This is a genomic window from Rhizobium sp. P32RR-XVIII, assembly GCF_012641395.1.
In the GTDB taxonomy this organism is placed as follows: Bacteria; Pseudomonadota; Alphaproteobacteria; order Rhizobiales; family Rhizobiaceae; genus Rhizobium.
The window spans coordinates 245,573-270,190 of record NZ_JABAIH010000001.1 but is presented as its reverse complement, the minus strand read 5'-3'; the positions used below and the strand labels follow the sequence as shown (position 1 = coordinate 270,190).

The window sequence follows — 24,618 nt, the reverse complement described above, 5'->3', positions numbered from 1 at the left end:
GCGGTCCAGGCCAGTTAGAGGCCAAACTCATGGAAAGGGTCGCTGACGCGGCCCTTTTTTATTGTTCAAATTTTCTTTGACTGACGCCGAGTTCTGCCATATTCATCAAGTCATCCGATGACTTGATGAATAGCCATGCAACCTCTCAACAAGACAAATCTCGCGGATACGGCAATCGAAGCGATCCGTGGCGAGATTCTCGCAAAGCGGTGGAACGTCGGCGACAAGCTGCCGAATGAAGCTGCTCTTTCCGCCGCGCTGTCGGTCAGCCGGGGCACGATCCGTGAGGCTGTGCGCGTGCTTGTCTCGCAGGGCCTGCTCGAAACACGGCAAGGATCCGGAACCTATGTGGTCTCGACAACGGATGCGAGCCGGGCATTGACGATGGCCCGGCGGGCGAGTCTGCGCGATCAATTCCAGGCGCGCTGCGCTTTGGACGTCGAGGCTGCCCGCCTCGCCTCGCTGCGACAGACGCCGGAAATTATTGCTGCCCTGCGCGACCTCCTTGCAAAGCGCGGCAATTACGAAGGTGGCGATAAGGCGGCTTTCGTCGAGCGCGATCTTGCCTTTCACCGGGCTATCATCGCAGCGTCTGGTAATCGGGCGATGATCGAGATCTACGAATTCTTCTCGGCTTCCATCGCCGAAACGATCGAAGCGACACTCGGCCAGGATATTCCTGAGCCCGACATGAAAGCGCATGCCGATATCATCAATGCGATCGAGACCGGGCAGCCCGCGAAAGCGGATGCCGCCGTGCGGCGCTTCATGGCTCCTGTGATTGCCGCCCTTGAAAGAATGATCCTGTCATGAACACCTCCATTTCCGAAAGTGCCCCGGCTCTCGACGCCATCGACGAGCAGTTGATCGATGCCGAGGCGGATAGCGTTCCCGCACCCCAAGCGCCGGCACAGCCGACAGCGGCGAGCCGCGTTATTCTCGGCGTTAGCCTGGTACTCATCGCCTTCAACCTCCGCCCCATCTTTTCCAGCGCCTCGGCGCTGTTGCCGGAAATTCGCGCCGGGCTCGGTCTTTCGGCTCTTGGCGCAAGCCTGCTGACCACACTTCCCGTCGTTTGCCTGGGCGCCTTCTCCCCGCTTGCGCCAAAACTGGCGCAGCGCGTCGGCACGGAACGAACGCTGCTCGGCGTGCTCTTGCTGCTGGCGCTCGGAACAGCCTTGCGCGGGCTGTCCTCGATCCCGCTTCTCTTTTTCGGAACCGCTCTTGCGGGGGCGTGTATCGCAATCGGCAACGTCCTGCTTCCGGGCTTGGTCAAGCGCGATTTCGCCGATCGCGCGGCGCTGATGACCGGTTGTTACACCATGGCGCTTTGTGCCGGCGCGGCAAGTGCCGCCGGCTTCAGCCTGCCGATCGAGCACGCGCTGGGCGGCTCGCTGGAAGGGGCTCTTGCTGCCTGGGCGTTGCCTGCGTTCATCGTCGCCTTCCTCTGGCTCCCGCAGGTTCTTGGAATTCCGGCTCAAGCGCGGCGAAGCGGCTTTCGGGTCGAGGGCCTTTGGCGGGACCGGCTTGCCTGGCAGGTCACTCTTTTCATGGGCCTCCAATCGGCGCTGGCTTATTGCGTCTTCGGCTGGCTCGTGCCGATCCTGCGCGAGCGCGGTCTTGATGGCGTAACGGCCGGCGCCATCGTTTCCGTATCCGTCATGGTGCAGGCGACGGCCTGCCTCGTCGCGCCGCAGATCGCCGTGCGCGGCAAGGATCAGCGGCTGATCAATGCTTCGCTGTGCGTCGTTGCCGTGGTTGCCCTGCTCGGCCTGCTCTTCGCGCCGCTTTCGACCGTCTGGCTTTGGGCCGTGCTGCAGGGGATAGGGCAAGGCGGCCTTATTGCGGTGGCGATGACGGTGATCGTGTTGCGCTCGCGCGATCCCCATGTCGCGGCGCATCTCTCTGGCATGGCACAGTGCGTCGGCTATCTGCTGGCCGCCGTCGGCCCGCTGATCGTCGGCCTCATTCGCGGCGCCACAGGCAGCTTCGCCTGGAGCGCCGTGCTCTTCGTGCTGCTCGGACTGGGAGCCGCAATCAACGGCTGGAACGCCGGACGTGCACTTCATGTCGAGGCCCGGACGATCGAGAAGCCGTAAGCGCGCGGTCCTCACGTCTGCATCACCATCTCTTGATGCCTCTGCAAGGCAACGGATGCTACGCTGTCTCCGGTCGCGCGCAATTGCCCGGGAGTAAAAGAGTGTATCTACGATCTGCAATCCTGTTCGCCCTGCTGACCGTTGCCATACCGGCTGCCTCGAATGCCCAGGAGCGGCCGGGCGTGCTGAAACTGCTGCCGCCCGATTCCGTCACGCAGCATGAGGCCAATATCGGCGGCCGCAGCCTGGCCTATACCGCGACGGCCGGAACGCTCGATATCTTTGGTCAGGATGGCACCCAGACCGGCGCGATATTCTACACCGCCTATGTCGCCAAAAACGGTGCCGCCAACAGGCCGATCACCTTCGCCTTCAACGGTGGCCCAGGTGCTGCCTCGGCATTCCTGCATCTTGGAGTCGTCGGCCCGCGCGTACTGGACTTTGGTCCGCAGGCCCGGGACGGCGCAGATGCCAAACTGGTCGACAACCCGCAAAGCTGGCTGGATTTCACCGATCTCGTGCTGATCGATCCGATCGGCACGGGATGGAGCCGCACGGCAAAGGCCGACGACGCTTCGAATTACTACAATGTCAACGCCGATGTGCAGAGCATTGCCAAGGCGATTGCGCTTTACGTGGCGCATAACAACCGTTCGGACTCTCCAAAGTATCTTCTCGGCGAAAGCTACGGCGGCTTCCGTGCGGCAAAGGTCGCCGCCGCCCTAAAGGAGAGCCAGGGCATCATCGTCACCGGTGCTGTCATGCTCTCGCCGTTGCTCGAAGGGCGGCTGATGTTCGATGCCGATCAGTTTGCGTTGGGAGCTGCTCTCGAACTCCCCTCGCTCGTTGCGGCAGAAGCCGAACGGCGCAAAACCTTCAGCGAAGAGACCCAGCAGGACGCCGAAAAATTTGCCCTCGGCGAATATCTGACGACATTGGCCGGGCCTGCCCCGAAGGGAGATGCCGGCAAAGCCTTCTATGACAAGGTCTCAACTATGACCGGCATTCCGTCTGATATCGTTACCCGAACTCGCGGTTTCCTCGGCAATGCCTTTGCGAAAAACTCCGCCAGGCAGCAGGGCGAGGTGATGAGCCCCTACGATGCGTCGTTCGCCACGCCGGATGCCTACCCGGAATCGGACTCCGATCGGGGCGACGATGCAATCCTCGACGGTTTTACCCGGGCTTATGGCGGGGCGTTTTCCAGCTACGCGCGCAACGAGCTCGGCTTCAAGACCGAGATGACCTATGCGCTGCTCGACGGCGATATCAGCCGGCAGTGGCAATGGGGCGGTGGACACGGCAGCGGCCGCCTGCAGGCGAGTGCAACGGACGACATCCGCGAACTCCTCGCGTCCAATCCGGCCTTTCACCTGATGATCGCGCATGGCTATAGCGATATCGTCACGCCCTATGGTGTCAGCCGCTACGTTGTGGATCACCTGCCGGAAACCCTGACGAGGGGCCGCGTGAGCCTGGACGTCTATCGCGGCGGCCATATGTTCTACACTAATGCCGAGGAACGTGCCGCTTTCACCACCGATGCTAAAGCTTTCTATGGCCAGCATCAGGCGGCGCAGATGGCGGAATGAGGAAGGCATGCGCGTTACCGGAGGATGCCATTGCGGTGCAATTGCCTATGAGGCCGAAATCGATCCCGAGCGCGTCAGCATCTGCCACTGCACCGACTGCCAGCGGCTGACGGGAACGGCCTATCGCGTCAGCACGGTCGCGCGGCAAGAGGATTTCCGGCTTCTCCGCGGGACGCCGAAAACCTACGTCAAGCACGGCGATAGCGGGGCGCCGAGCCAGCAGTTCTTCTGCCCGGACTGCGGCTCGCATCTCTATCGCAAGGGAGAAGACACCACCTTCGTCGGCATCCGCGTCGGCACGATTGACCAGCGGGCCGAACTGCAGCCGCGCAAGCAGATCTGGTGTTGCTCAGCACTGCCCTGGACAGCCAATATCGAAGCCCTGCCGCGCGTCGAGACAGAAAGCTAGGGTTGCCGGAAGGGGGCGCTGACATAGATAGAGCCTCATGTCATACCAGAAGCAGTCTCCCAACACCTCGAAATCGGATGCGGTTTCAGGGAAGGACTCTATTCTCGCCGCTCTCTCTGACGATCCACTGAGCTGGGCTCTCTTCCTCGATATCGACGGCACTTTGCTTGACATCGCACAAACGCCGGACGCGATAGCCGTTCCGCCGTCTCTTCCGGCAAATCTCGATGCCTTGTCGAACAAGCTCGGGGGTGCCCTGGCGCTCGTGACTGGCCGCGGGCTTGATTTTGTGGACGGCGCTTTTTCGCCGTTTCGTTTTCCGATCGCGGGGCTCCATGGTGCCGAGCGCCGCGATCCGAACGGGCATGTTCACAAAATCGAAACGACGGCGGACTTCGAGCGACTGAAGGCAGACCTTGTCGCCGAGACGGCCGGCTGGACGGGCGTCTTGATCGAGGACAAGGGAGCGGCAGTCGCCGCGCATTACCGGCTTGCGCCGGAGAGGCACGTTGAACTCGAACCGTTGATGGAGCGGGCGCTTAGTCGAGCAGGACCGAACTGGACCATTCAGCACGGCAAGATGGTGATCGAGATCCGCCCGGCGGCCGCCGACAAAGGCCACGCCATGGAGGCATTTCTGGCGCAACCGGCCTTCGCCGGCAGACGTCCGATCGCGATCGGCGATGATGTGACCGACGAAGCGATGTTTCGCACAGCCAACCGGATCGGCGGTCACTCGATCCGCATCGGGCCGCTTTCGCCTGCCAGCGAAGCGCGCTGGTCCATCCCCTCCTCCCAGGAACTGCGGGCCATTATCGCTGAGTTAGCCTCCTGAAGATTTGAGTACCTGACATTTTATTCGCGTTTGAAAGGAATTTGGCATGAGCCGCCTCGTCATTGTTTCCAACCGCGTGCCCGTTCCGGACAAGGGCGGCATTGCGCCCGCCGGAGGGCTGGCGGTCGCGCTGAAAGCGGCCCTTGAAGAGCGTGGCGGCATATGGATGGGCTGGTCGGGAAAATCGAGCGGCGAACATGAGCCGCAGCCGCTTGCGCAGCTGCAGCAAGGCAATATCACCTACGCACTTACGGACCTGACCGATACCGATGTGCAGGAGTATTACCACGGCTTCGCAAACCGCGTTCTCTGGCCGATCTGCCATTACCGGCTGGATCTTGCCGAGTACGGCCGGAAGGAAATGGCCGGCTATTTCCGCGTCAACCGCTTCTTCGCGCATCGGCTGGCGCCGCTTATCGAGCCTGATGACGTCATCTGGGTGCACGACTACCACCTGATTCCGCTTGCCGCGGAGTTGCGTCAGATGGGCTTGAAGAACCGCATCGGCTTCTTCCTTCATATTCCCTGGCCGCCTGCCGACGTGCTCTTCACGATGCCGGTTCACGAGGAGATCATGCGCGGCCTGTCCCATTACGATCTCGTCGGCTTCCAGACCGATCACGACCTCGAGAACTTCGCCGGCTGTCTCAGGCGCGAAGGCATCGGCGATGATCTCGGCGACGGCCGCTTCAGCTCCCATGGCCGGACCTTTAAGGGCGGAGCCTATGCGATCAGCATCGAGACTGAGGCCTTTGCCGAATTTGCGAGAAAGGCATCGACCAACAGCATGGTCAAGAAGGCGCGGGAAAGCGTCGAAGGCCGCAGCCTGATCATCGGCGTCGATCGCCTCGACTATTCCAAGGGAATTACGCAGCGCATCGATGCCTTCGAGCGTTTCATCCTGACCAATCCGGCACAGCAGGGGCGTGTCACCTATCTGCAGATCACTCCGAAATCGCGCTCCGAAGTCCCGGAATATGAAGCCATGCAGCGTACCGTTGCCGAACAGGCTGGCAGGGTGAACGGAGCCTTGAGCGCCGTCGACTGGGTGCCAATCCGCTACATCAACCGCTCCGTGGGCCGCCATATTCTTGCAGGGCTGTACCGACTTGCCAAAGTCGGGCTGGTGACGCCGCTTCGGGACGGGATGAACCTCGTCGCGAAAGAATATGTGGCGGCGCAGGATCCAATCGATCCGGGCGTGCTGGTGCTTTCGCGTTTCGCCGGTGCGGCGCGCGAGCTAAAGGGGGCGCTGCTGGTCAATCCCTACGACATTGAAGGGGCCGCAAATGCATTGGCGCGGGCACTCAGCATGCCGCTGGAAGAGCGGCAAGAGCGCTGGAAGGTGATGATGGATCATTTGCTGGAGCATGACGTTTCTCGCTGGTGCCGGGATTTTCTGAATGATCTTGCACCACGATCAGTTCAGTCGAGCTGAGCCTCTGAGATCAGCCAGGCTACGAGCCGATCGGTTTCAGCGCTCCGCGATTTCGGCGGCAGAAGCCAGTAGCCGCGGTCCTGCGCTTCAAGTATCGGTCCGGCCGCGACAAGCATGCGGGACGACAGCAGCGAATCCACCAGGCCGAGCCAGCCGATTGCGAGCCCCTGCTCGCCGATCGCCGCCTGCACGACAAGCGAGTAGGTGTTGAAACTAAGCTCCCCGTGCCCTGCGGCCGGATCGCGCCCGATCCCGAGTTCGGCGAGATAGCTCTTCCAATCGAACCAGGGCGACGGCCCGCGCGTATCGAGATGCAGAAGGCGTGCCTTGGCAAGATCGGCCGGGCCGGTGAAAGGGCCGTTTCGATCGAGAAAGCCCTGCGTACAGACCGGGACCACTTTTTCTGGCAGGAGCAGTTGCGCGTCGCCGCCGAACTCCCCCCGCGTCCCGAAGACAACGGCAAAGTCGGCGCCATCCAGCAGGCCCTCCATCCGCTGTGTCGCAACGATCTGGATATCCATTTCCGGGTAGAGCAGGCGGAAAGCATGCATGCGCGGTATCAGCCACAAAGACGAGAAGGCATAGTCCGTTCTCAACCTGATTGCTGGGCGTTCGGATTGGCTACGGAAGCTGCGCACCAGCATGTCGATATCGCCAACGGTGCGTGAGGCGATGTCGAAAAGCCTCCGTCCTTCGGGTGTCAACTCCACCCCGCGATGTTGCCGCTGCAGGAGGTTGACGCTCATCTGCTCTTCCAGGCGACGGATCTGATAGCTGACGGCGGGCTGGGTGAGACCTAGAATTTCTGCGGCGGACGACAGACTGCCGAGCTTGCCGACCGCGGCAAATACGCGAACCCACCCCAGGTCAACCGGCCGCTCTGCCATAAAATTTCCTTTGGTTATCCATCGAAAAAACCCAGCTTCACAAGGGAAACCAAGTTGATGTTCAATAAATTGCTCGAATAACAGGGGAACTGCAATGAAAAGAATTTCGCGCATGAACCGGTTTGCTGCCGGCCTCCTCCTTTCCGTCGTCTCCCTCGGCGCTGCTTCCGCTGCCGACGACGCATCCTGCAAAACCATCCGCATGTCCGATCCGGGCTGGACCGACATCACTGCCACCAACGGCGTGACCTCGGTAATCCTGGCTGCGCTCGGCTACGAAGCCGACGTCAAGACGCTCTCGGTCCCGATCGGCTACCAATCGATGAAGAATGGCGAGATCGATGTTTTCCTTGGCAACTGGATGCCGGCGCAGAAGGCTTTCATCGACGACCTGACATCTGCGAAGGCAACCGTGGTGCTGAACAAGAACCTCGAAGGCGCAAAGTTCACGCTTGCCGTCCCGACCTACGTCGCCGAAAAGGGCGTGAAGGATTTCGCCGACCTGCAGAAGCACGCCGACGAATTCGATCACAAGATCTACGGCATCGAGCCGGGCGCTCCGGCGAACTCCAATATCCAGAAAATGATTGACGCCAACGACTTCGGCCTCAAGGACTGGAAGCTCGTCGAATCCGGCGAACAGGCAATGCTGGCGCAGGTCGAGAGAGCCGGGAAGGACAAGAGCGCGGTTGTTTTCCTCGCCTGGGCGCCGCATCCCATGAACGAGCAGTTCTCGCTCGAATACCTGTCCGGTGGTGACGCCTACTTTGGCCCGAATTTCGGCGGCGCCGAGGTCTATACGCTGGCGCGCACCGGCTGGCCGGAAAAGTGCCCGAACGCTGCCGCCCTGTTCAAGAACCTCAAGTTCGAAATCGGCATGGAGAACTCGCTGATGGGCTCGATCCTGGGCGGCGACGATCCGAAGGCCGCGGCTACGGCATGGCTGAAGGCCAATCCAAAGGCGGCCGATCCCTGGCTTGCAGGCGTGACGACAATTGACGGGAAGCCGGCTGCAGACGCAGTGAAAAGCTCTCTCGGCCTCTAAGATCCAAGGACAGAATACGCATGGCGCGACCCAATATCCTCATCCTCATGGTCGACCAGTTCAACGGAACACTGTTTCCGGACGGGCCGGCCGACTTTCTTCATGCGCCGCATCTGAAGGCATTGGCGAAGCGCTCCGTGCGCTTTGCCAATACCTATACGGCAAGCCCGCTCTGCGCGCCGGCACGGGCTTCCTTCATGTCGGGACAGCTCCCGAGCCGCACGCGCGTCTATGACAATGCCGCGGAGTTCGCCTCCGACATCCCGACCTACGCGCACCACTTGCGGGCCGCCGGCTATCAGACGGCGCTTTCGGGCAAGATGCATTTCGTCGGCCCCGACCAGATGCACGGCTTCGAAGAGCGGCTGACGACCGATATCTATCCCGCCGATTTCGGCTGGACACCCGACTACACGAAGCCCGGCGAACGCATCGACTGGTGGTATCACAATCTAGGCTCGGTCACCGGCGCCGGTGTGGCCGAGATCACCAACCAGATGGAATATGACGACGAGGTTGCCTACCACGCGACCCGCAAGCTCTATGACCTTTCCCGCCGGCAGGACGAGCGGCCCTGGTGCCTCACCGTGAGCTTCACACATCCGCACGACCCATACGTCGCGCGGCGGAAATTCTGGGATCTCTACGAGGATTGCCCGGCGCTCGACCCGGAGGTGGGGCCGATCCCGTTCGACCAACTCGATCCGCATTCCCAGCGCCTGCTTGAAGCCTGCGATTACCAGGCTTTTGACATTTCACCCGAACAGGTCCGGCGCGCGCGCAGAGGCTACTTCGCCAATATCTCCTACGTCGATGAGAAGATCGGCGAGATCCTCGATGTGCTCGAGCGCGGACGGATGACCGAGAACACGGTCATCCTCTTTGCCTCAGATCACGGCGACATGCTCGGCGAACGCGGGCTCTGGTTCAAAATGTGTTTCTTCGACGGCTCGGCGCGCGTGCCGCTGATGATCGCCGCACCGGGCTGGAGCGCCGCGCGGATCGACCGGCCGGTGTCGACGCTCGACGTGACGCCGACGCTGGCGGGCCTTGCCGGTCTCGACATAACTTCGCTGAAGAAATGGACCGATGGTGAAGATCTGGGCCCGCTGGCAACCGGCACAGGCGGCCGTGGCCCGGTACCGATGGAATATGCGGCGGAAGGGTCCATCGCGCCTCTCGTCTGCCTGCGCGACGGCCGCTACAAGCTGTCGCTCTGCGAAAAAGACGCGCCGATGCTCTTCGACCTCGATGCCGATCCGCACGAGTTGAAGAACCTGGCCCAGGACCCTGCCTACGCCGGAACTCTGGAAGAGTTGACCAAACAGGCCAGCAAGCGCTGGAACCTCGCAAGCTACGACGCAGCCGTGCGCGAAAGTCAGGCGCGCCGTTGGGTCGTCTATGCGGCGCTGCGCAATGGCTCCTATTATCCCTGGGACTATCAGCCGCTTCAGAAGGCCTCGGAGCGCTATATGCGTAACCACATGGACCTGAACGTACTGGAAGAGAGCCAGCGCTATCCGCGCGACGAGTAGGATTGCTGCGGCAAATCTCCGCCGCTACACTTAGTCGTCACCAACTGGGAGGCCTCTCATGAAAATCAGTGCACGCAATCGCCTGAAGGGCAGGATCGTCGAGGTGAAGAAGGGTGCGACCACGGCGCATGTCCGGATCGATATCGGCGGCGGATCGATCGTTACGGCTTCCATCACCAACGAGTCCGTCGACGAACTCGGGCTTGCGGTCGGTCGTGAGGCCTATGCAGTCGTCAAGGCCTCCGATGTCATGATCGCCGTCGACTGATCGTCAGGCCTTCTTGCAATAATGCGCCACGTCGTCGCCGGTCTGGAAATCGCCGGGCTGCGGCGGCGCGATGGGCTTGAACAACGTACGATCCGGCTTCAGATCGAGAAGCGGCGTGCCGTCGAGGCAGTCCATCCCGCGAACCAGCAAAGTGTCGTCATCGATGCCCTCCAGCGTGACGATGGACGTCCCGATCGGATTCGGGCGGACGGGCGAGCGAAGCGAAAATGTTCCATGCACCTTCCCGCTATTGGCGGGGCTCTGCAGCACGAGATCGCGCCGTGCTCTGTCCAGCCAATAGAGCACTTCCAGCCGTTCGAACGCCTCCACGCCCTGGAGCGCCTGTTTCCAGGGCTCGAATATCTCGATCCTGCAGAGCGGACCGTCGTGCCGTCCCTGGCGCGGTGTCTCCATGCGCGAGGTCCAGGGCGTCAGGATACGCCCGATAAACACCAGCCCCGCGTCGGTCGCCGGCGGTAATTCGACGGCGACTTCGTTTTCCCTGATTTCGTTCTCGCGTACCATCGGCCTCTCCTACAGGCGTGGGGCGCAGAGGCGGGCGCTGCTGCCCGGCAGCGAGCCGACCACTACATCGATATCGTATATGTCCTTCATCGTCTCCGGCGTCAGCACCGCCTCGGGGCGCCCGAGCGCCTGCAGCCGCCCATCATGCAGCAGCGCGACGCGATCTGCGACGAGGAAGGCGTGATCCGGATCATGGGTCGAGAAGACCACCGAAAGGCCACTGTCGGCAAATTGGCGGATGCGCGACAGGAGCCGCATGCGATTGCCGAAATCGAGGTTTGCGGCCGGCTCGTCCATCACCATGATCGACGGCGCCTGCGCCAGCGCGCGGGCGATCAATGCCAGTTGCCGCTCGCCGCCACTGATCATAGTATAGGCGCGGTCGGCGAGGGCGGCGATCCCGAGGGAATCAAGCGCGTCCTCCGCGGCCGCGACATCGGCCGGTCCCGGCGTCTCGAAAGGACCGAGATACGGGGCCCTGCCCATCAGCACCACGTCGCGCACAGAGAACGGAAACACCGAGGCATGCGCCTGCGGCACGTAGGCGATGCGGCGTGCCCGTTCGCGTCGCGACCACTCGGCGAGCGGGCACCCGTCGAGCCGGATGTCGCCGGCCCGCGGTGGCAGGAGGCCGAGCATCGTCTTCATCAGTGTCGTCTTGCCGGCGCCGTTCGGCCCGAGCAGCGCCAGCACCTCGCCGTGCGCGAGTTCCAGCGTGACCCCTTCCGCCACGGTGCGCCCCGCGTAGCCGAACGAGAGAGCCTCGAGCGCAAGCCTCATTGCCAGCCCCTTCTGCCCGATGCCAGAAGCCAGAGGAAGAAGGGCGCGCCGACGACGGCTGTAAGGATTCCGAGCGGAACCTCGATCATCGCCAAGCTGCGGGCTAGCATGTCGACGACGAGCAGATAAGCGCCGCCGAGCATCATTGAGGCCGGCAGCAGCCGGCGGAAATCCGGCCCGACGAGCATGCGGGCGATATGCGGAATGACGAGGCCGATCCAGCCGATGATGCCGGTGAAGGAGACCGACGCCGCTGTCACCAGCGTGGCGCCCGCGATCAGCACAAGGCGCGTGCGGCCGGTATCGATGCCCATGCTCTGAGCCTCATCCTCGCCGAGCGTCATCAGGTTCATCCGCCAGCGGAAGAGTGCTAGCGGCATGATGCCTATCACCAGTGCCGGCAGGATCGAGAGGACGTCGAAACGGGTAATCGCCGTCAGGCTGCCGAGCAGCCAATAGGTGATCGCCGGAAGCTGGTCGTAAGGATCGGCCAGAATCTTGACCAGCGAAATGCCTGCGGCGACCAGCGCTCCGATCGCAATCCCGGCGAGCACGAGCGTCAGCGCGGGATCGCGATCGCGCACCGAAAGGCCGACGAGATAGACGGAGGCAACCGCAAGTAGCCCGCCGGCGAAAGCGGCAAGCTGGATCATGGCCACCGGCAGCGACAGGAAGATGGCGGTGACGGCTCCGAGGCTGGCGCCCGCCGAAACGCCAAGAATATCAGGCGAAACCAGCGGATTGCGGAAAATCCCTTGATAGGTGGCACCTGCTGCTGCAAGCGAGGCGCCGACGCAGAGCCCGGCGGCTACACGCGGAAGGCGGACGTTCCACAGCACGGTTTCGAGAATCGGATCGGCTTTGCCGCCTGCAAGCGCCACTTTCACGGCATCGAAGAATGCAAGCGGCCCCGCCCCATATTTGCCGACTGTCATCGATACCACGGACAGCAGCAGAAGGCCGGTAAGGCCGCCGGCGATCCAGCCGTTTCGCGGCGCTGCCGCCATCGTCTCGCCCTGCCCGGTCATTTCACTTCACCTGTGCCGAACCCTTCATCAGTGCCGCAAGCTGCTCGTCACTCAGATCGACCTGATAGAAGAGCTTGTAGAAATCGCGCACGTCGGCGGAAAGATCGGCCGTGAAGATATCTGGATAGAGCAGCTTTTCCAGCCAGGCGATGCCGATCAGCCTATTGATGCCCGGCGGTGAATCGAACCACCCAAAGGGCAGACTCGGCGTGACGAAAACCCGGCTCTGCTTGACGGCTTCGACATTTGCCCAGAGCGGGTCGCTCTTCACGGAGGCGGCGAACTTGCCGCTCGCGGCAAGGATCGTATCTGGATTCCACCCGAGGATCTGTTCGAGCGAGACTTGCGTCAGCCCGCCTTTCCCGGCCGAAGCCGCCACATTGACCGCTCCCGCAGCTTCGAGAATTTCGAGATTGATGGAGCCGGAAAGGCCGGTCTCCAGTCCTTCGGGGCCGCGGCCGTAATAGACACGCGGCCGCTTGTCGGCGGGTATGGCGGCAAGCTTTCCTTTGAGATCGGCTAGCTTGCCTTCGGCATAAATGGCGAGTTTCTCGCCCCGCTCGCTGACACCAAGGATATCGCCGACCTTGCGCAGCGTTTCGGCGCTGCCGGCGAAACCACCGTCGATCAGCACATAGGGAATGCCGGTCTGGGCCTGCGCCTTGTCGGCCAACGAAGCATAGGTGGCATTCACGGTGCCGACATCAAGAATGAGATCCGGCTTGGCGGCAAGCACGGCCTCGATATTGGCCGTTCCGCCCTTGCCGGTAAGCTGGCCATAGACCGGAAGGTCGCGGACAGCCGTCATGAGATAGGTTTTTTCGGCATCGCCCGGCGCGCGCACCCAGCCCGCAAGCTTTTCCGGCGCCAGCACATAGACGAGGACCGAGGCAGGCGGACCGGCCGCCATGACCTTTTCGATTCTGTCGGGAATGTCCACTTTGCGGCCCGCGGCATCGGTGATCGTGCGCGCTTCGGCAAGCGGGAGGAATGCAAGAAGAAAGAGGAGAAATGCCGGAAGAAGCTTCATCGGGTGCCGCCTGTTATTCGTCGCAGGCGGCACTATTGCACAGCGTTATAGCGGATGGAATATCACGCTGCCTTGGCGACGTGATATTCCTTGATGGCAGCCATCTTGATCGCCGGGTAGCGCTCCGACTCATAGCGCAACGAGAAGCTGTCCTGTGCCAGAAACACCGGATCGCCATCGAGATCGCGGGCGATATCGCCGCGCTTGGTCGTGAGAAACTTCTCGAGTTCGCTCGGCTGGTCGGACGAGACCCAGCGGCAGACGGAGAAGCGCGACATTTCGAACGAGACCGGCAAGCCGTATTCCGCCTGCAGACGCTCCTTCAGAACGTCGAGCTGCAGGGCACCAACGACGCCGACGATAGCCGGGGAGCCGTCTTCCGGAGAAAACAGCTGGACAACGCCCTCTTCGGCCATCTGCTGCAGAGCTTCCTTCAGCTTCTTCGCCTTCATCGCATCTTCGAGACGGACGCGGCGAAGGATTTCGGGCGAAAAGTTCGGCACACCCTGGAACACCAGAGGTTCACCCTCGGTCAGCGTATCGCCGATGCGCAGCGTGCCGTGGTTCGGAATGCCGACGACATCGCCGGCATAGGCGGTGTCGGCGAGCTGTCGCTGTGACGCGAAGAAGAATTGCGGCGCGGTGAGGCCGAGCTGCTTGCCAGTGCGCGCAAGACGCGCCTTCATGCCACGCTCAAGCTTGCCCGAGCAGATGCGGGCAAAGGCGATGCGGTCGCGGTGGTTCGGGTCCATGTTGGCCTGGATCTTGAACACGAAGGCCGTCATCTTGTCTTCGCTTGCATGCACCTTGCGGGTATCGGCGATCTGGTCGCGCGGCGGCGGCGCGAATTCGCCGAGCGCGTTGATCAGATCACGAACCCCGAAGTTGCGCAGCGCCGAGCCGAAGAACACCGGCGTCATGTGACCTTCGAGGAAGGCCTGGCGGTCGAAAGGCCGGCAGGCCTCGATCGCAAGTTCCGTTTCGTCGACGAAAGCCTGACGCTCGTTTTCCGGGAGCCGGTTCGCCACGCTCTGCGGCCCATTGACCGGCGTGCCTTCGACTTCGGTGTCCGAACCGCGGACGGTGTTTGCCGCAAGATTGTACAAACCGCAAAAGGTCTTGGAGCGCCCGATCGGCCAGGTAATCGGCGCAGTGTCCAGCGCGAGCTTCTCTTCCACCTCGTCGAGGATTTCGAAGGGATCGCGGCTCTCGCGGTCCATCTTGTTGATGAAGGTGATGATCGGAATGTCGCGCATGCGGCAGACTTCGAAGAGCTTCAGCGTGCGCGGCTCGATGCCCTTGGCCGCATCGATGACCATGACCGCCGCGTCCACCGCGGTCAGCGTGCGATAGGTATCGTCGGCGAAGTCTTCGTGGCCGGGCGTGTCGAGAATGTTAAAGACGTTGTCGTCATACTCGAAGGTCATGACGGACGTGACCACCGAAATGCCGCGCTCGCGCTCGATCTTCATCCAGTCCGACCGAGTCTGGATGCGGTCCTTCTTCGCCTTGACTTCGCCGGCGAGCTGGATCGCCCCGCCGAAGAGCAGCAGCTTTTCGGTGAGCGTAGTCTTACCCGCATCCGGGTGCGCGATAATAGCGAATGTGCGGCGGCGGGAAACCGCCTCGGCGAGACTTTCGGCCATGATGTGAATCCTGTGGAATTGCGGCGTATCTAGCGATTAAAGCCCGCCATTGCAATTGACCTTGGCCTTTCCGGTGCAAAGTAATGCCCGCATGACCATTCATGACGACATCCGCCCCAAGCTCAACCTTGTCCGTTTGCCGAACGGCGAAGGCCTCGACCTGCCCGCCTATGAAACGAGCGGCGCCGCCGGCATGGACCTGCGCGCGGCAGTGGCTGCAGACACGCCGCTGACCCTCGCGCCGGGCAAGCGCGCGCTGGTGCCGACCGGCTTCATCTTCGAGATTCCCGATGGCTACGAGGCGCAGATCCGCCCGCGCTCCGGGCTCGCCTTCAAGCACGGCATCACCTGCCTCAACACGCCCGGAACGATCGACAGCGATTATCGCGGCGAAGTGAAGGTCCTCCTCATCAATCTCGGGGAAGATCCCTTCGAGATCACGCGCGGCATGCGGATCGCCCAGATGGTGATCGCACCGGTCACTCAGGTGCGCGTTGCCGAGATAACCGAAAGCAGCACGACGACGCGTGGCGCCGGCGGCTTCGGCTCAACCGGCGTATGAGCAAGCCAATTGACGGCTCAGGGCTGACCTTCCGTCAGGACTATTTTCATGATCCCGTCGCGTGGCGGGCACTCGTTTCTCTCCTCGACGACACGTTCGGGATCGACATCGGTCCGCTGCAAGACCTCGGCGGCCCTGATCCGACAAGCATGCCCTTCGGCTGGTTTGCCGCCGATGGGGCGCTTGCCGCCAATCTATCCGCATTTGCCATGCCGCTCGTCATCAACGGCCGGCAGATCAACGCAGCCGCCTTTCAATCCGGCGCGGTTCGTCCGCCATGGCGGGGACGCGGGCTTTACCGTGATCTGACACGGAAGGCGCTTGAGTGGTGCGAAAGCCAGGAGTTCGAGGCGATCGTCCTCTACACCGACAAACCGTCACTCTACGAACCTTATGGATTTCGCAGCCTGCCGATGCACCGCCACTCCGGAGAAGCGCCGAGGCCCAATTTCACGGCAAAGCCTGCCCAACCGCTCGATCCGCGAAACAGCGGCGATCTCGCCCTCCTGCAGGAAGTGCTGAGAACGCGCGCTCCGGTTTCGGACGTGCTCGCCGTCTCACACAATGCGGCAATGTTTCTCATCAATACGCAACTCGATCCCGAGGTCTCCCTGAGCTGGCTCGATGAAGAGAAAGCCGTGATCGCTTGGAAACAGGAGGAGCCGGGCCGCTTCAGCCTCCTTGATGTCGTCGCCAAGAAAATTCCGCCTCTTGGTGTCATCCTCGGCGGGCTCGGCGTGGCCCCTGCGCAGGTCGACGTCTTCTTTGCGCCGGACAAGCTTGATTGGCACGGCGAGGCCCTCTTCCTCGAAAGCGGCACGGTCTTCATGCTGCGCGGCGCGGAGGACCTGGCACCCGCGGCTGCCGCCATGCTGTCGCCGATGGCGGACTTCTAGACAACGCAGAATCGCCGCGGCTTACGGGCTATCGGTCTTCGGATTGGTAAGCGGTGGCAGGCGGCGTTTGACCGGCGAGGCCTTGATCATCGAGGTATTCGTCTCCGCCTTTTCGGCCACCTTGTCCAGAATGCCGTCAAGCTCTCCCATCGAGCGAACGACCAGGCGTGCGATGAAGCAGTCGTCGCCCGTTACCTTGTCGCATTCGATGAATTCCGGTGTCTCCTGGATAATCCGTTCGACGACGTGGAGTTGCCCCGGCAGCGGCCGGACCCGGACGATGGCCTGCAGCGGATAGCCGAGAGCCGCCGGGTCTATATCGATCGTGAAGCCCTTGATGACGCCGCGCTCCTCCAAACGGCGCAGCCGCTCCGCCGCACTTGGCGACGAGAGATTGGCCGCCTGCGCCAGTTCCTTCAAAGAAATTCGCGCGTTCTCCGCCAGCGCATCGAGGAGGCGCTGGTCGATGCCGTCCAAGCGAAACACGTCATTAGCCATTTATACCAATTCGCCTTTTATTTTTAGGGAAAACAGCATTCATGCACCTTCCATATTATAGAAACAGGCGCGCATAGGCAATAATCTCCAGCAGATCAGAGGAGATGGTGATGCAGAACGACATAGGCAGAGGCGCCGCGGAGATGACGGCAGCCATGGTGATTTCCGGGACGATCGGTTGGTTTGTCGTCATGTCTGGACAGCCGGTGAGCGGTGTCGTTTTCTGGCGTTGCCTCTTCGGCACGGCGAGCTTGCTTGTCATCTGCGGCGCTTTGGGGTTCCTGAAACCGGGTATTCTCTCGCCGAAAGCCTTTGGCATAGCCGTCCTCGGCGGGATCGCCATCGTGCTGAACTGGTTGCTGCTTTTCGCCTCCTATTCCCACGCATCCATTTCGATCGCGACGACCGTCTACAACACGCAGCCATTCATGCTGCTGGCGCTTGGTGCCGCGTTTCTCGGCGAGAGGATCACGGCGGCCAAACTGTTCTGGCTGGCGCTTGCCTTTGCCGGCATGTTGGCGATTGTCGAAGCCAAGCCTGGGGCCGGGGCCGTTTCAGGCAGCTATGGCGTGGGTATTGCGCTGGCGCTCGGAGCGGCCTTCTTCTATGCGCTCGCCGCACTCGCCGCAAAGTGGCTGAAGGGCACGCCGCCGCATCTGATCGCACTCATTCAGGTATCGACCGGAGTGCTGATGCTGCTGCCGACCATGAATTTCTCTGACCTGCCCGCGGATGGCCAGTCGTGGTCGATCCTGATCACAATGGGCATCGTGCATACAGGGCTGATGTATGTGCTGCTCTACGGCGCGATCCAGAAGCTGCCGATCCATCTGACCGGGGCGCTGTCATTCATCTATCCGATCGCCGCAATTCTGGTGGATCGACTGGCATTCGGACACGCATTGCAGCCTCTGCAACTGGTCGGCGCAGCCATCATCCTCGTCGCCGCGGCAGGCATGAACCTTGGTTGGACGCCCGCGCAGCTGTTGCGCGCGCGGGCTGGCTGATGATCTGAGAACCGAGCGAGGCTATTTCGGCTGGCGGGTCGTTTCGAACAGGAACCATGTCCGACGCTCGGCCTCGTCGATCCACACTTCCAGCAGGCTCGTGGTGGCGAAATCATTGTGCTCGGAGCAGACATCGTGGGTCTCGCGCAACAGCGACACCAGCTGCCTGTTGTCGTCACGCAGTTCCGCCAGCATGTCCTCCGGCGTGACGTACTCCGCGTCATTGTCATTGATGCGCTGCAGGCGGCCGATATGGCCGATGGAGCGCAGTGTCGTGCCGCCGATCTTGCGGGCGCGTTCGGCAATCGCATCGGTCGTAGCAAAGATCTGCTCAGCCTGCTCGTCCAGCATCAGGTGATAGTCGCGAAAATGCGGCCCTGACATATGCCAATGGAAATTCTTGGTCTTCATGTAAAGCGCAAAAACATCTGCCAGCAACGCAGCCAGAGCGCCCGAAATATCCTGAATGGCATTGCTTTTCAGGTCCGTCGGGGTAGCAAGCGGGGCGAGTTTGCGCTTTTCGGCGTCTGTGGGGCTCATAAGGTGTCTCCTTTGGCGAGCGTCAGTGTCAGGCAATGGCAAGTGCCGGAACGGCTTGTGGTCCCGGATTTGGCGGCTCCGGCTTCGATCGGCGATCAACCACCGCCTTGGAACTAGAACCGCACCAGCCAGCGTCAATAGCGGCAAGCGACCGCAGCATGATGACAAAGTGCCGGGTGTTGAAACCAACGGGTTGCAGGCGTAGAAGGCGATGGAAGCAGGAGCCACACCATGTCGTTCACCGCCCTTTTCGCCTATGTAGCGGCGCTCTTCATCGCGGCGGCAATCCCCGGGCCGGGCATCACGGCGATCGTCGCCCGTGCGCTCGGCTCGAATTTTCGCGAGACCTTCTTTATGGGGCTAGGTCTTGTTCTTGGCGACATCACTTACTTGACAGCGGTGATCCTCGGCCTTGCCTTCGTGGCGCAGACCTTCACGGGGATTTTCCTCGTCATCAAATTCGCCGGCGTGCTTTATCTCTGCTACATCGCCTACAAGCTATGGACGGCCGGGCTCCTGCCGCAGAATATTGCCGCGCGGAAATCAAGCAGCATCGGCATGAGTTTCCTGTCCGGTCTGCTGGTAACACTCGGCAACCCGAAGACGATGCTCTTCTATGTCGCCCTCGTCCCGACGCTGATCGACATCAATCACATCGGGCTTCGCGAATACGGCATCCTCCTGGCAACCACCTTCGTCGTGTTGCTGGTTGTTCTGGTGCCCTATATGCTCCTTGCCTCGCGTGCGCGAATGATGCTCAAGCAACCACGTGCGCTGCGGGCGCTGAACAAGACGGCCGCCGGCATTCTGGCCGGCACTGCAGCTTTCATCGCCACCCCCGCGGCCTGAAAAATTCGTTCTGCAAAGCAGCTGGTCAAAACGATATTTTCCCTCCAATCATGCTCCCGTGAAGCAAGGCACTCTGGCCTGCTTCAGACTTTGACCCTATTCTTTTCCCCAACCATCATTAAGGGAGCGTATTCATGCTGAGGAAACCGGGCCGCGGCCGCATCTACTCGTCGATCACCGAGACCATCGGCGATACGCCGATTGTCCGCCTCGACAAGCTCGCCAAGGAAAAGGGCGTCAGGGCAAATCTTCTTGCCAAGCTCGAATTCTTCAACCCGATTGCCTCGGTCAAGGATCGCATCGGCGTCGCCATGATCGAGAGTCTCGAAGCTCAGGGCAAAATTACGCCCGGCCGCTCGACACTCATCGAACCGACCTCGGGCAATACCGGCATCGCGCTCGCCTTCGCAGCCGCGGCCAAGGGCTACAAGCTCATCCTCACCATGCCGGAGACCATGTCGGTCGAGCGCCGCAAGATGCTGGCGCTGCTCGGCGCCGAACTCGTGCTGACCGAAGGTTCGAAGGGCATGAAGGGCGCAATCGCCAAGGCGGAAGAACTTGCCGCGTCGCTTCCCGACGCCATCATCCCCCAGCAGTTCGAGAATCCGGCAAACCCGGAAATCCACCGCAAGACAACGGCCGAGGAAATCTGGAACGATACCGAAGGCACCGTCGACATTCTCGTTTCCGGCATTGGCACGGGCGGCACAATCACAGGGGCCGGCCAGGTTCTGAAGTCGAAGAAGCCGGAAATCAAAGTCATCGCGGTCGAGCCGGAGGAGTCCCCTGTTCTGTCCGGCGGCCAGCCAGGCCCGCACAAGATCCAGGGCATCGGCGCCGGCTTTGCCCCTGCGATCCTCGATACCAAAATCTATGACGAGGTCGTCACCGTCAACAGCGCCCAGTCCATGGAGATGGCCCGCCTCGTCGCCAAGCTCGAGGGTGTTCCCGTCGGCATTTCCTCTGGCGCGGCGCTGGCGGCTGCCATCGAGATCGGCCGCCGCGAGGAGAATGCGGGCAAGAATATCGTCGTTATCATTCCGTCTTTCGCCGAGCGTTATCTTTCGACGGCGCTATTTGAAGGACTGGGGAACTGAATAGCGAATAGCGAATAGCGAGAGCTACCGCCTATTCGCTATTTGCGACTTCCTACTCGCTCATCTCACGCAGCCACCGTCAACCGCTCGCCGGCGATCCGGTAGGAAATGGCTTCTGCGAGATGAATACGCCCGACCGTCGGCTTGCCGTCGAGATCGGCGAGCGTTCGCGCCACCTTCAGCACGCGGTGATAGCCGCGTGCTGAAAACCGCATTTTCTCGGCGGCGTCACGCAGTAGCTGCAGGCCGCCGGCATCCGGTTCGGCATATTTTTCGATCGCCGCCGTCGAACAGCGGGCATTCGTGGCGATCCCTGTAAGACCCGCCGCGATGAAGCGATCCTGCTGGATCTCCCGGGCGAGCGCGACGCGGGCCGCCACCGCGGCGCTTGTCTCGGCGGCCATCGGGCGAATGAGGTCGGCGGCAGACACCGCAGGAACGTCGATGCGGATATCGATGCGGTCCATCAAGGGTCCGGAAATTCGCGCCTGGTAATCCGACTGGCAGCGCGGGCCGCGAGCGCAGCTATGGCCCGGTTCGCCGGCCATGCCGCAGCGGCAGGGGTTCATAGCCGCGACAAGCTGGATGCTCGCCGGATAGGAAACCCGGTGGTTGGCACGGGCGATGATGCATTCACCGGTTTCCAGCGGCTGACGCAGCGCATCCAGCGCCTGTGGCGAAAACTCGGGAAACTCGTCCAGGAAGAGGACGCCGTGATGGGCGAGCGACGCTTCGCCGGGCCTCGCACGCAGGCCGCCGCCGACCATCGCCGCCATCGTCGCGGAATGATGCGGCGTGCGGAACGGCCGGCGATCCGAGAGCTTGCCGCCGGAAAGCTGGCCGGCAATGGAATGGATCATCGAGACTTCGAGAAGCTCGGCCGCCGAAAGCGGTGGAAGGATAGAGGGCAGCCGCGCTGCCAGCATCGACTTGCCGGAGCCGGGCGGGCCGACCATCAGGAGATTATGGACAAAAGACCTCGCGATTTGTAAGGACCCGTCCATGGATATTCTGAACCGCCCTAAGGCTTACTCATACGTCCGCTTCTCAACACCCGAACAGAGCAAGGGTGACAGTTTCCGACGCCAGACCCAAGCCGCCGAAGTCTATGCTGCTACGCACGGATTGGAGATCGACACCAAGTTTGCCTTTCATGATCTGGGGATGTCTGCGTGGGAAGGCAGGAACAAGACCGACGGAATGCTGGGAGAGTTCCTCTCCTATGTTCGGTCGGGTGATATTGCACCGGGGTCCTACCTGCTTGTCGAAAACCTGGACCGCGTATCCAGAGAGAATGCATTGGACGCGCTCGATACCCTAAAGGACATCGCGCGGGAGGGCGTTACGGTTGTTACCTTGAACGACGGTCGTGAATATACCTACGATAGCCTCCGGAGGAACCCGATCGATTTGATGGTCGCCGTCATGATGTTCATGCGAGCGAACGAAGAGAGTGAAGTTAAGGCTAGGAGGCTTAGAGAGGCTTGGGGCGCCAAACGCAAAGCCGCAGCTATCCGACCCTTGTCGGCTCTGTCGCCGGGTTGGCTCCGTCTTCGGGACGACAGAAGTGGCTTTGACGTGATCCCGGAGCGGGCAGAAATTGTTCGACGCGTATTCGATATGACCCTAGCGGGAAAAGGGCAGCACGGGATTGCCGAAACGCTTAACCGCGAGGGCGTTCCGGTGTTCGGGAGAGGGAAGCATTGGCAGAGATCATATATCAAGAAGATGCTGGCCGATCCGTCCGTCGTAGGAAACTTCACGCCGCACCGGGTGGACAGGGTCGATGGAAAGAAGGTCCGCACTCCCACGGAGACGGTTGAAGGCTATTTTCCGGCTGTGATTGACCGGGAGATCTTTGATCGAGTGTCGTCGTTCACCAACATGCGGGCAGCGACATCGAAGGCACCGATGGCAAACATCTTGGCCGGGCTTGCCAAGTGCCCCAAGTGTGACGCCACGATGACCCGGGTCAACAAGGGTGGGAAGAAGGGTGGGAAGCCATACCTCGTCTGCACGGTCGCCAAGGCAGGAGCTGGCTGTGAGTACCGTCAGGTGCGTCTTGACGATGTTGAGGCTGCATTACTCGCCAAAGCGCCGGAACTACTGATCGCGCTCCCGGCGCCTGACATGGAGTTGCAGACCGAATGGGAACGCATCAGCCTACATGACGAGGTGATTGGTGACGAAATTCAAAGGCTGGTCGAGGCTATCGCGGCAGTCGGCCACTCAAAGGCACTCCTGGATCGCCTCAAAGATATGGAGGCGGAGCGAGATGGGATCAGGAGGCGACTCGGTGAAATTGAAGGACGCATCTCCGACGCTCTTACCAACCGAGTTATGAATACGACAACCGAACTCGTTGACGCTTCGGAAAAAGAACACCCGGATATACCCATGATTAACGCCATCCTGCGACAACTCTTCGAGAAGGTTACCGTTGATTGGCCGAATGGGCAGGTCAGGTTCCACTGGAAGCACGCACCCGAAGAGACCACTGGTGTGACGTACGCGTGGCCCAAAGAGGAATGACCACGTTGGAAGTGCAGCATGGCTGGGCGCCGATGCAGACCGTCGGCCACGAACGCGGGCATAGGACCACCCGCTCACTCTTGGGATAAGAGTTCATATACGATTGCGACTTATGAGTGCCTTTGAGTTTGACGGGGGCTAGAACTGCATATGACAATGACCGAGACAATTGCGGCTATCCGAGCTGGCTGGCCGGAATACCGCAAGACTATCAAAACAGCAAAAGGTCATGAGATCTACCAACAGGTCGTCACGACTTTTCCCGCACTCCTGGAGCGGTCGCTTGGACCGGGCAGCGGACTAACTTTCACAGGCAGTACAGGAAGAGGAAACATCACTGCTGCCCCGTGGATCGCTACCTTCGATCCAACAGTAACCGGAAGCGCCACAGGGGGCTTCTATGTCGTCTATCTATTTTCTGTTGATTTGAAACGACTCTATGTTTCGATCGCATTCGGTACCACGCAATTTGCCTACTTTCCGCAAGTGGAGCGGCACCGAAAGCTAAGAGAGGCTGCCCGTCATCTTCAGACTCTTCTCCAATTTCCACGGCCACTTTATCTGGATGCCATCGATCTGGCGGCGAGTGCCGGTGATGGTAGACATATTGACTACCAACAGTCGAACATAGCAGCCATCGAATATGACTTAGATGACTTGCCTTCGGAGGAAACGCTGGTTCGGGATTACCTTTATCTCATCGAGCTCTACCGGCACCTTGCAAGACATCCTCTTCGCCCTGATCTGCAGCAGCTATTTGAAGCTGCCATCGATGCTCCGCCAAGCATTGATCCCGACGTTGCCACTTTTACCCCGCGTCCGCCTCGACAAAAGCGGACGGCTCGTGGCGGTGGTGGCGGTGAACGTTACTCGCAAGCATCCAAGAAGGTTGGTGATAGAGGAGAACAAATCGTCTTCGACTATGAGCGAGCCAGGGCAATCAGAGCGGGTTACAAGCCTGAGCAAGTAAAATGGTTGTCTAAAAACGGTGAAACACCGGGCTGGGACATCACCTCTGTGGATGATTTTGGACTTCCAATCCACATTGAAGTAAAGGCCAGCGTTGGGCCTGGCGTCAGCGGTCTGCTTCTAACCGCGAACGAGTGGATTGCAGCCGTCAAGCATGGGGCGCGATATCACATCTATCTCGTCACAGATGCTATGAAATCTAAATCGAAAATCGAGATCATTCGCGATCCGGTTAAGCTGATTGAATCTGGCGCTTTGACGATCTCTGAGGCGGTATGGGCCCTGAGTTTGCACCCAAACGAAAGCTCCTCGGTGGAAGAGAAGCCAGAGGAAGATGACGAAGGGATCGCAACGATGGCGCCATAAGCATGAATGTCGGATAGGACACTTGTGGCGGTCCGAACGGAAACTTACGAACCCTGAAGCATGGTCCGCATCCGTATTTAGACTGGCGACTGGAAAAGGCTGCGCATCACCCGCCCTTACTCAAGCCAGTCGGCCCATCCACTGAGATGTGGGCGTCAACCGCGCTCAACAATCAGTGAACATGC

The 24,618-nt window shown here is 61.0% G+C and carries 24 protein-coding genes and 1 pseudogene; 16 read left to right on the top strand and 9 right to left on the bottom strand.

From position 1 onward, the window contains the following. Positions 1-135: 135 nt before the first annotated feature. From HGP14_RS01375 to otsA, 6 genes are all read left to right on the top strand, one after another. Complete coding sequence (locus tag HGP14_RS01375) at positions 136-813, top strand: FadR/GntR family transcriptional regulator (RefSeq protein ID WP_168828055.1); 678 nt, start codon at positions 136-138, stop codon at positions 811-813. Next, positions 810-2,099, top strand: a complete 1,290-nt coding sequence (locus HGP14_RS01370) for a CynX/NimT family MFS transporter (RefSeq protein ID WP_168828054.1) — start codon at positions 810-812, stop codon at positions 2,097-2,099. Before HGP14_RS01375 ends, HGP14_RS01370 begins: the two co-directional genes overlap by 4 nt. Positions 2,100-2,200: 101 nt before the next feature. Next, positions 2,201-3,691 carry a S10 family peptidase gene (locus HGP14_RS01365; RefSeq protein ID WP_168828053.1) on the top strand — a complete coding sequence of 497 codons (1,491 nt, stop codon included), beginning with the start codon at positions 2,201-2,203 and terminating at the stop codon, positions 3,689-3,691. 7 nt (positions 3,692-3,698) lie between these two features. Beyond that, complete coding sequence (locus HGP14_RS01360; RefSeq protein WP_168828052.1) at positions 3,699-4,100, top strand: GFA family protein; 402 nt, start codon at positions 3,699-3,701, stop codon at positions 4,098-4,100. Positions 4,101-4,137: 37 nt separating this feature from the next. After that, the gene (gene otsB / locus HGP14_RS01355) at positions 4,138-4,935 is read left to right on the top strand and encodes a trehalose-phosphatase (RefSeq protein WP_168828051.1); all 798 of its coding nucleotides are present in this window, start codon (positions 4,138-4,140) and stop codon (positions 4,933-4,935) included. Positions 4,936-4,981: 46 nt separating this feature from the next. Beyond that, complete coding sequence (otsA, locus tag HGP14_RS01350) at positions 4,982-6,373, top strand: alpha,alpha-trehalose-phosphate synthase (UDP-forming) (RefSeq protein WP_168828050.1); 1,392 nt, start codon at positions 4,982-4,984, stop codon at positions 6,371-6,373. On the opposite strand, the gene HGP14_RS01345 is transcribed toward otsA, so the two are convergent. Continuing rightward, a complete protein-coding gene (locus HGP14_RS01345; protein WP_168828049.1) occupies positions 6,361-7,260 on the bottom strand; it encodes a choline sulfate utilization transcriptional regulator in 900 nt (299 codons plus the stop codon). The two genes, otsA and HGP14_RS01345, sit on opposite strands and share 13 nt — an antisense overlap. A 112-nt stretch (positions 7,261-7,372) precedes the next feature. Here HGP14_RS01345 and choX point away from each other — a divergent pair, with 112 nt between their 5' ends. The 3 genes from choX to HGP14_RS01330 are packed head-to-tail and all read left to right on the top strand — an operon-like array spanning position 7,373 to position 10,108. Beyond that, positions 7,373-8,305, top strand: coding sequence for a choline ABC transporter substrate-binding protein (gene choX, locus HGP14_RS01340; RefSeq protein ID WP_409527059.1), 933 nt, complete (start codon positions 7,373-7,375; stop codon positions 8,303-8,305). 20 nt (positions 8,306-8,325) lie between these two features. Beyond that, positions 8,326-9,840 (top strand): choline-sulfatase, encoded by a 1,515-nt coding sequence (gene betC / locus HGP14_RS01335; protein ID WP_168828047.1) that lies wholly within the window; start codon positions 8,326-8,328, stop codon positions 9,838-9,840. Between the two features lie 58 nt (positions 9,841-9,898). Beyond that, positions 9,899-10,108, top strand: coding sequence for a molybdopterin-binding protein (locus HGP14_RS01330; RefSeq protein ID WP_168828046.1), 210 nt, complete (start codon positions 9,899-9,901; stop codon positions 10,106-10,108). A 3-nt stretch (positions 10,109-10,111) separates the two neighbouring features. On the opposite strand, the gene tsaA is transcribed toward HGP14_RS01330, so the two are convergent. The 5 genes from tsaA to HGP14_RS01305 form a co-directional block, all read right to left on the bottom strand. After that, the gene (gene tsaA, locus HGP14_RS01325; RefSeq protein WP_168828045.1) at positions 10,112-10,633 is read right to left on the bottom strand and encodes a tRNA (N6-threonylcarbamoyladenosine(37)-N6)-methyltransferase TrmO; all 522 of its coding nucleotides are present in this window, start codon (positions 10,631-10,633) and stop codon (positions 10,112-10,114) included. 9 nt (positions 10,634-10,642) lie between these two features. Continuing rightward, entirely contained in the window at positions 10,643-11,413 is a 771-nt protein-coding gene (locus tag HGP14_RS01320) for an ABC transporter ATP-binding protein (protein ID WP_168828044.1), read from the bottom strand. Further along, a complete protein-coding gene (locus HGP14_RS01315) occupies positions 11,410-12,420 on the bottom strand; it encodes a FecCD family ABC transporter permease (RefSeq protein WP_246704352.1) in 1,011 nt (336 codons plus the stop codon). The genes HGP14_RS01320 and HGP14_RS01315 overlap by 4 nt, the downstream gene beginning before the upstream one ends. A gap of 22 nt (positions 12,421-12,442) precedes the next feature. Next, on the bottom strand, positions 12,443-13,471 hold the full coding sequence (locus tag HGP14_RS01310; protein WP_168828042.1) for an iron ABC transporter substrate-binding protein: 1,029 nt from the start codon (positions 13,469-13,471) through the stop codon (positions 12,443-12,445). Positions 13,472-13,533: 62 nt separating this feature from the next. Next, positions 13,534-15,117: a peptide chain release factor 3 gene (locus HGP14_RS01305; protein WP_168828041.1), complete on the bottom strand. Its 1,584-nt coding sequence runs from the start codon at positions 15,115-15,117 to the stop codon at positions 13,534-13,536. A gap of 91 nt (positions 15,118-15,208) precedes the next feature. Between HGP14_RS01305 and dut the strand changes: the two genes are divergently transcribed. Together dut and HGP14_RS01295 are read left to right on the top strand one after the other, a co-directional pair. After that, positions 15,209-15,679, top strand: a complete 471-nt coding sequence (gene dut / locus HGP14_RS01300; protein ID WP_168828040.1) for a dUTP diphosphatase — start codon at positions 15,209-15,211, stop codon at positions 15,677-15,679. Continuing rightward, positions 15,676-16,575 (top strand): GNAT family N-acetyltransferase, encoded by a 900-nt coding sequence (locus HGP14_RS01295; RefSeq protein WP_168828039.1) that lies wholly within the window; start codon positions 15,676-15,678, stop codon positions 16,573-16,575. Before dut ends, HGP14_RS01295 begins: the two co-directional genes overlap by 4 nt. Before the next feature lie 21 nt (positions 16,576-16,596). Here HGP14_RS01295 and HGP14_RS01290 read toward each other — a convergent pair whose 3' ends face one another. Continuing rightward, a complete protein-coding gene (locus HGP14_RS01290) occupies positions 16,597-17,073 on the bottom strand; it encodes an Lrp/AsnC family transcriptional regulator (RefSeq protein ID WP_168828038.1) in 477 nt (158 codons plus the stop codon). 110 nt (positions 17,074-17,183) lie between these two features. Here HGP14_RS01290 and HGP14_RS01285 point away from each other — a divergent pair, with 110 nt between their 5' ends. After that, positions 17,184-18,080, top strand: a complete 897-nt coding sequence (locus tag HGP14_RS01285; protein ID WP_168828037.1) for a DMT family transporter — start codon at positions 17,184-17,186, stop codon at positions 18,078-18,080. Positions 18,081-18,101: 21 nt separating this feature from the next. Here HGP14_RS01285 and HGP14_RS01280 read toward each other — a convergent pair whose 3' ends face one another. Then, entirely contained in the window at positions 18,102-18,620 is a 519-nt protein-coding gene (locus HGP14_RS01280; protein ID WP_168828036.1) for a Dps family protein, read from the bottom strand. Positions 18,621-18,851: 231 nt separating this feature from the next. On the opposite strand from HGP14_RS01280, the gene HGP14_RS01275 reads away from it, so the two are divergent. Further along, complete coding sequence (locus tag HGP14_RS01275; protein WP_168828035.1) at positions 18,852-19,469, top strand: LysE family translocator; 618 nt, start codon at positions 18,852-18,854, stop codon at positions 19,467-19,469. A gap of 134 nt (positions 19,470-19,603) precedes the next feature. Beyond that, positions 19,604-20,566: a cysteine synthase A gene (gene cysK, locus HGP14_RS01270; RefSeq protein WP_168828034.1), complete on the top strand. Its 963-nt coding sequence runs from the start codon at positions 19,604-19,606 to the stop codon at positions 20,564-20,566. A gap of 65 nt (positions 20,567-20,631) precedes the next feature. Here the strand turns inward: cysK and HGP14_RS01265 are convergent. Continuing rightward, positions 20,632-21,540, bottom strand: a pseudogene (locus HGP14_RS01265) (YifB family Mg chelatase-like AAA ATPase); the annotation flags it as partial. Positions 21,541-21,568: 28 nt separating this feature from the next. On the opposite strand from HGP14_RS01265, the gene HGP14_RS01260 reads away from it, so the two are divergent. Both HGP14_RS01260 and HGP14_RS01255 read left to right on the top strand, forming a co-directional pair. Next, on the top strand, positions 21,569-23,098 hold the full coding sequence (locus HGP14_RS01260) for a recombinase family protein (RefSeq protein ID WP_168828033.1): 1,530 nt from the start codon (positions 21,569-21,571) through the stop codon (positions 23,096-23,098). Positions 23,099-23,254: 156 nt separating this feature from the next. Beyond that, positions 23,255-24,433, top strand: coding sequence for an MrcB family domain-containing protein (locus HGP14_RS01255; protein ID WP_168828032.1), 1,179 nt, complete (start codon positions 23,255-23,257; stop codon positions 24,431-24,433). Positions 24,434-24,618 lie beyond the last annotated feature (185 nt).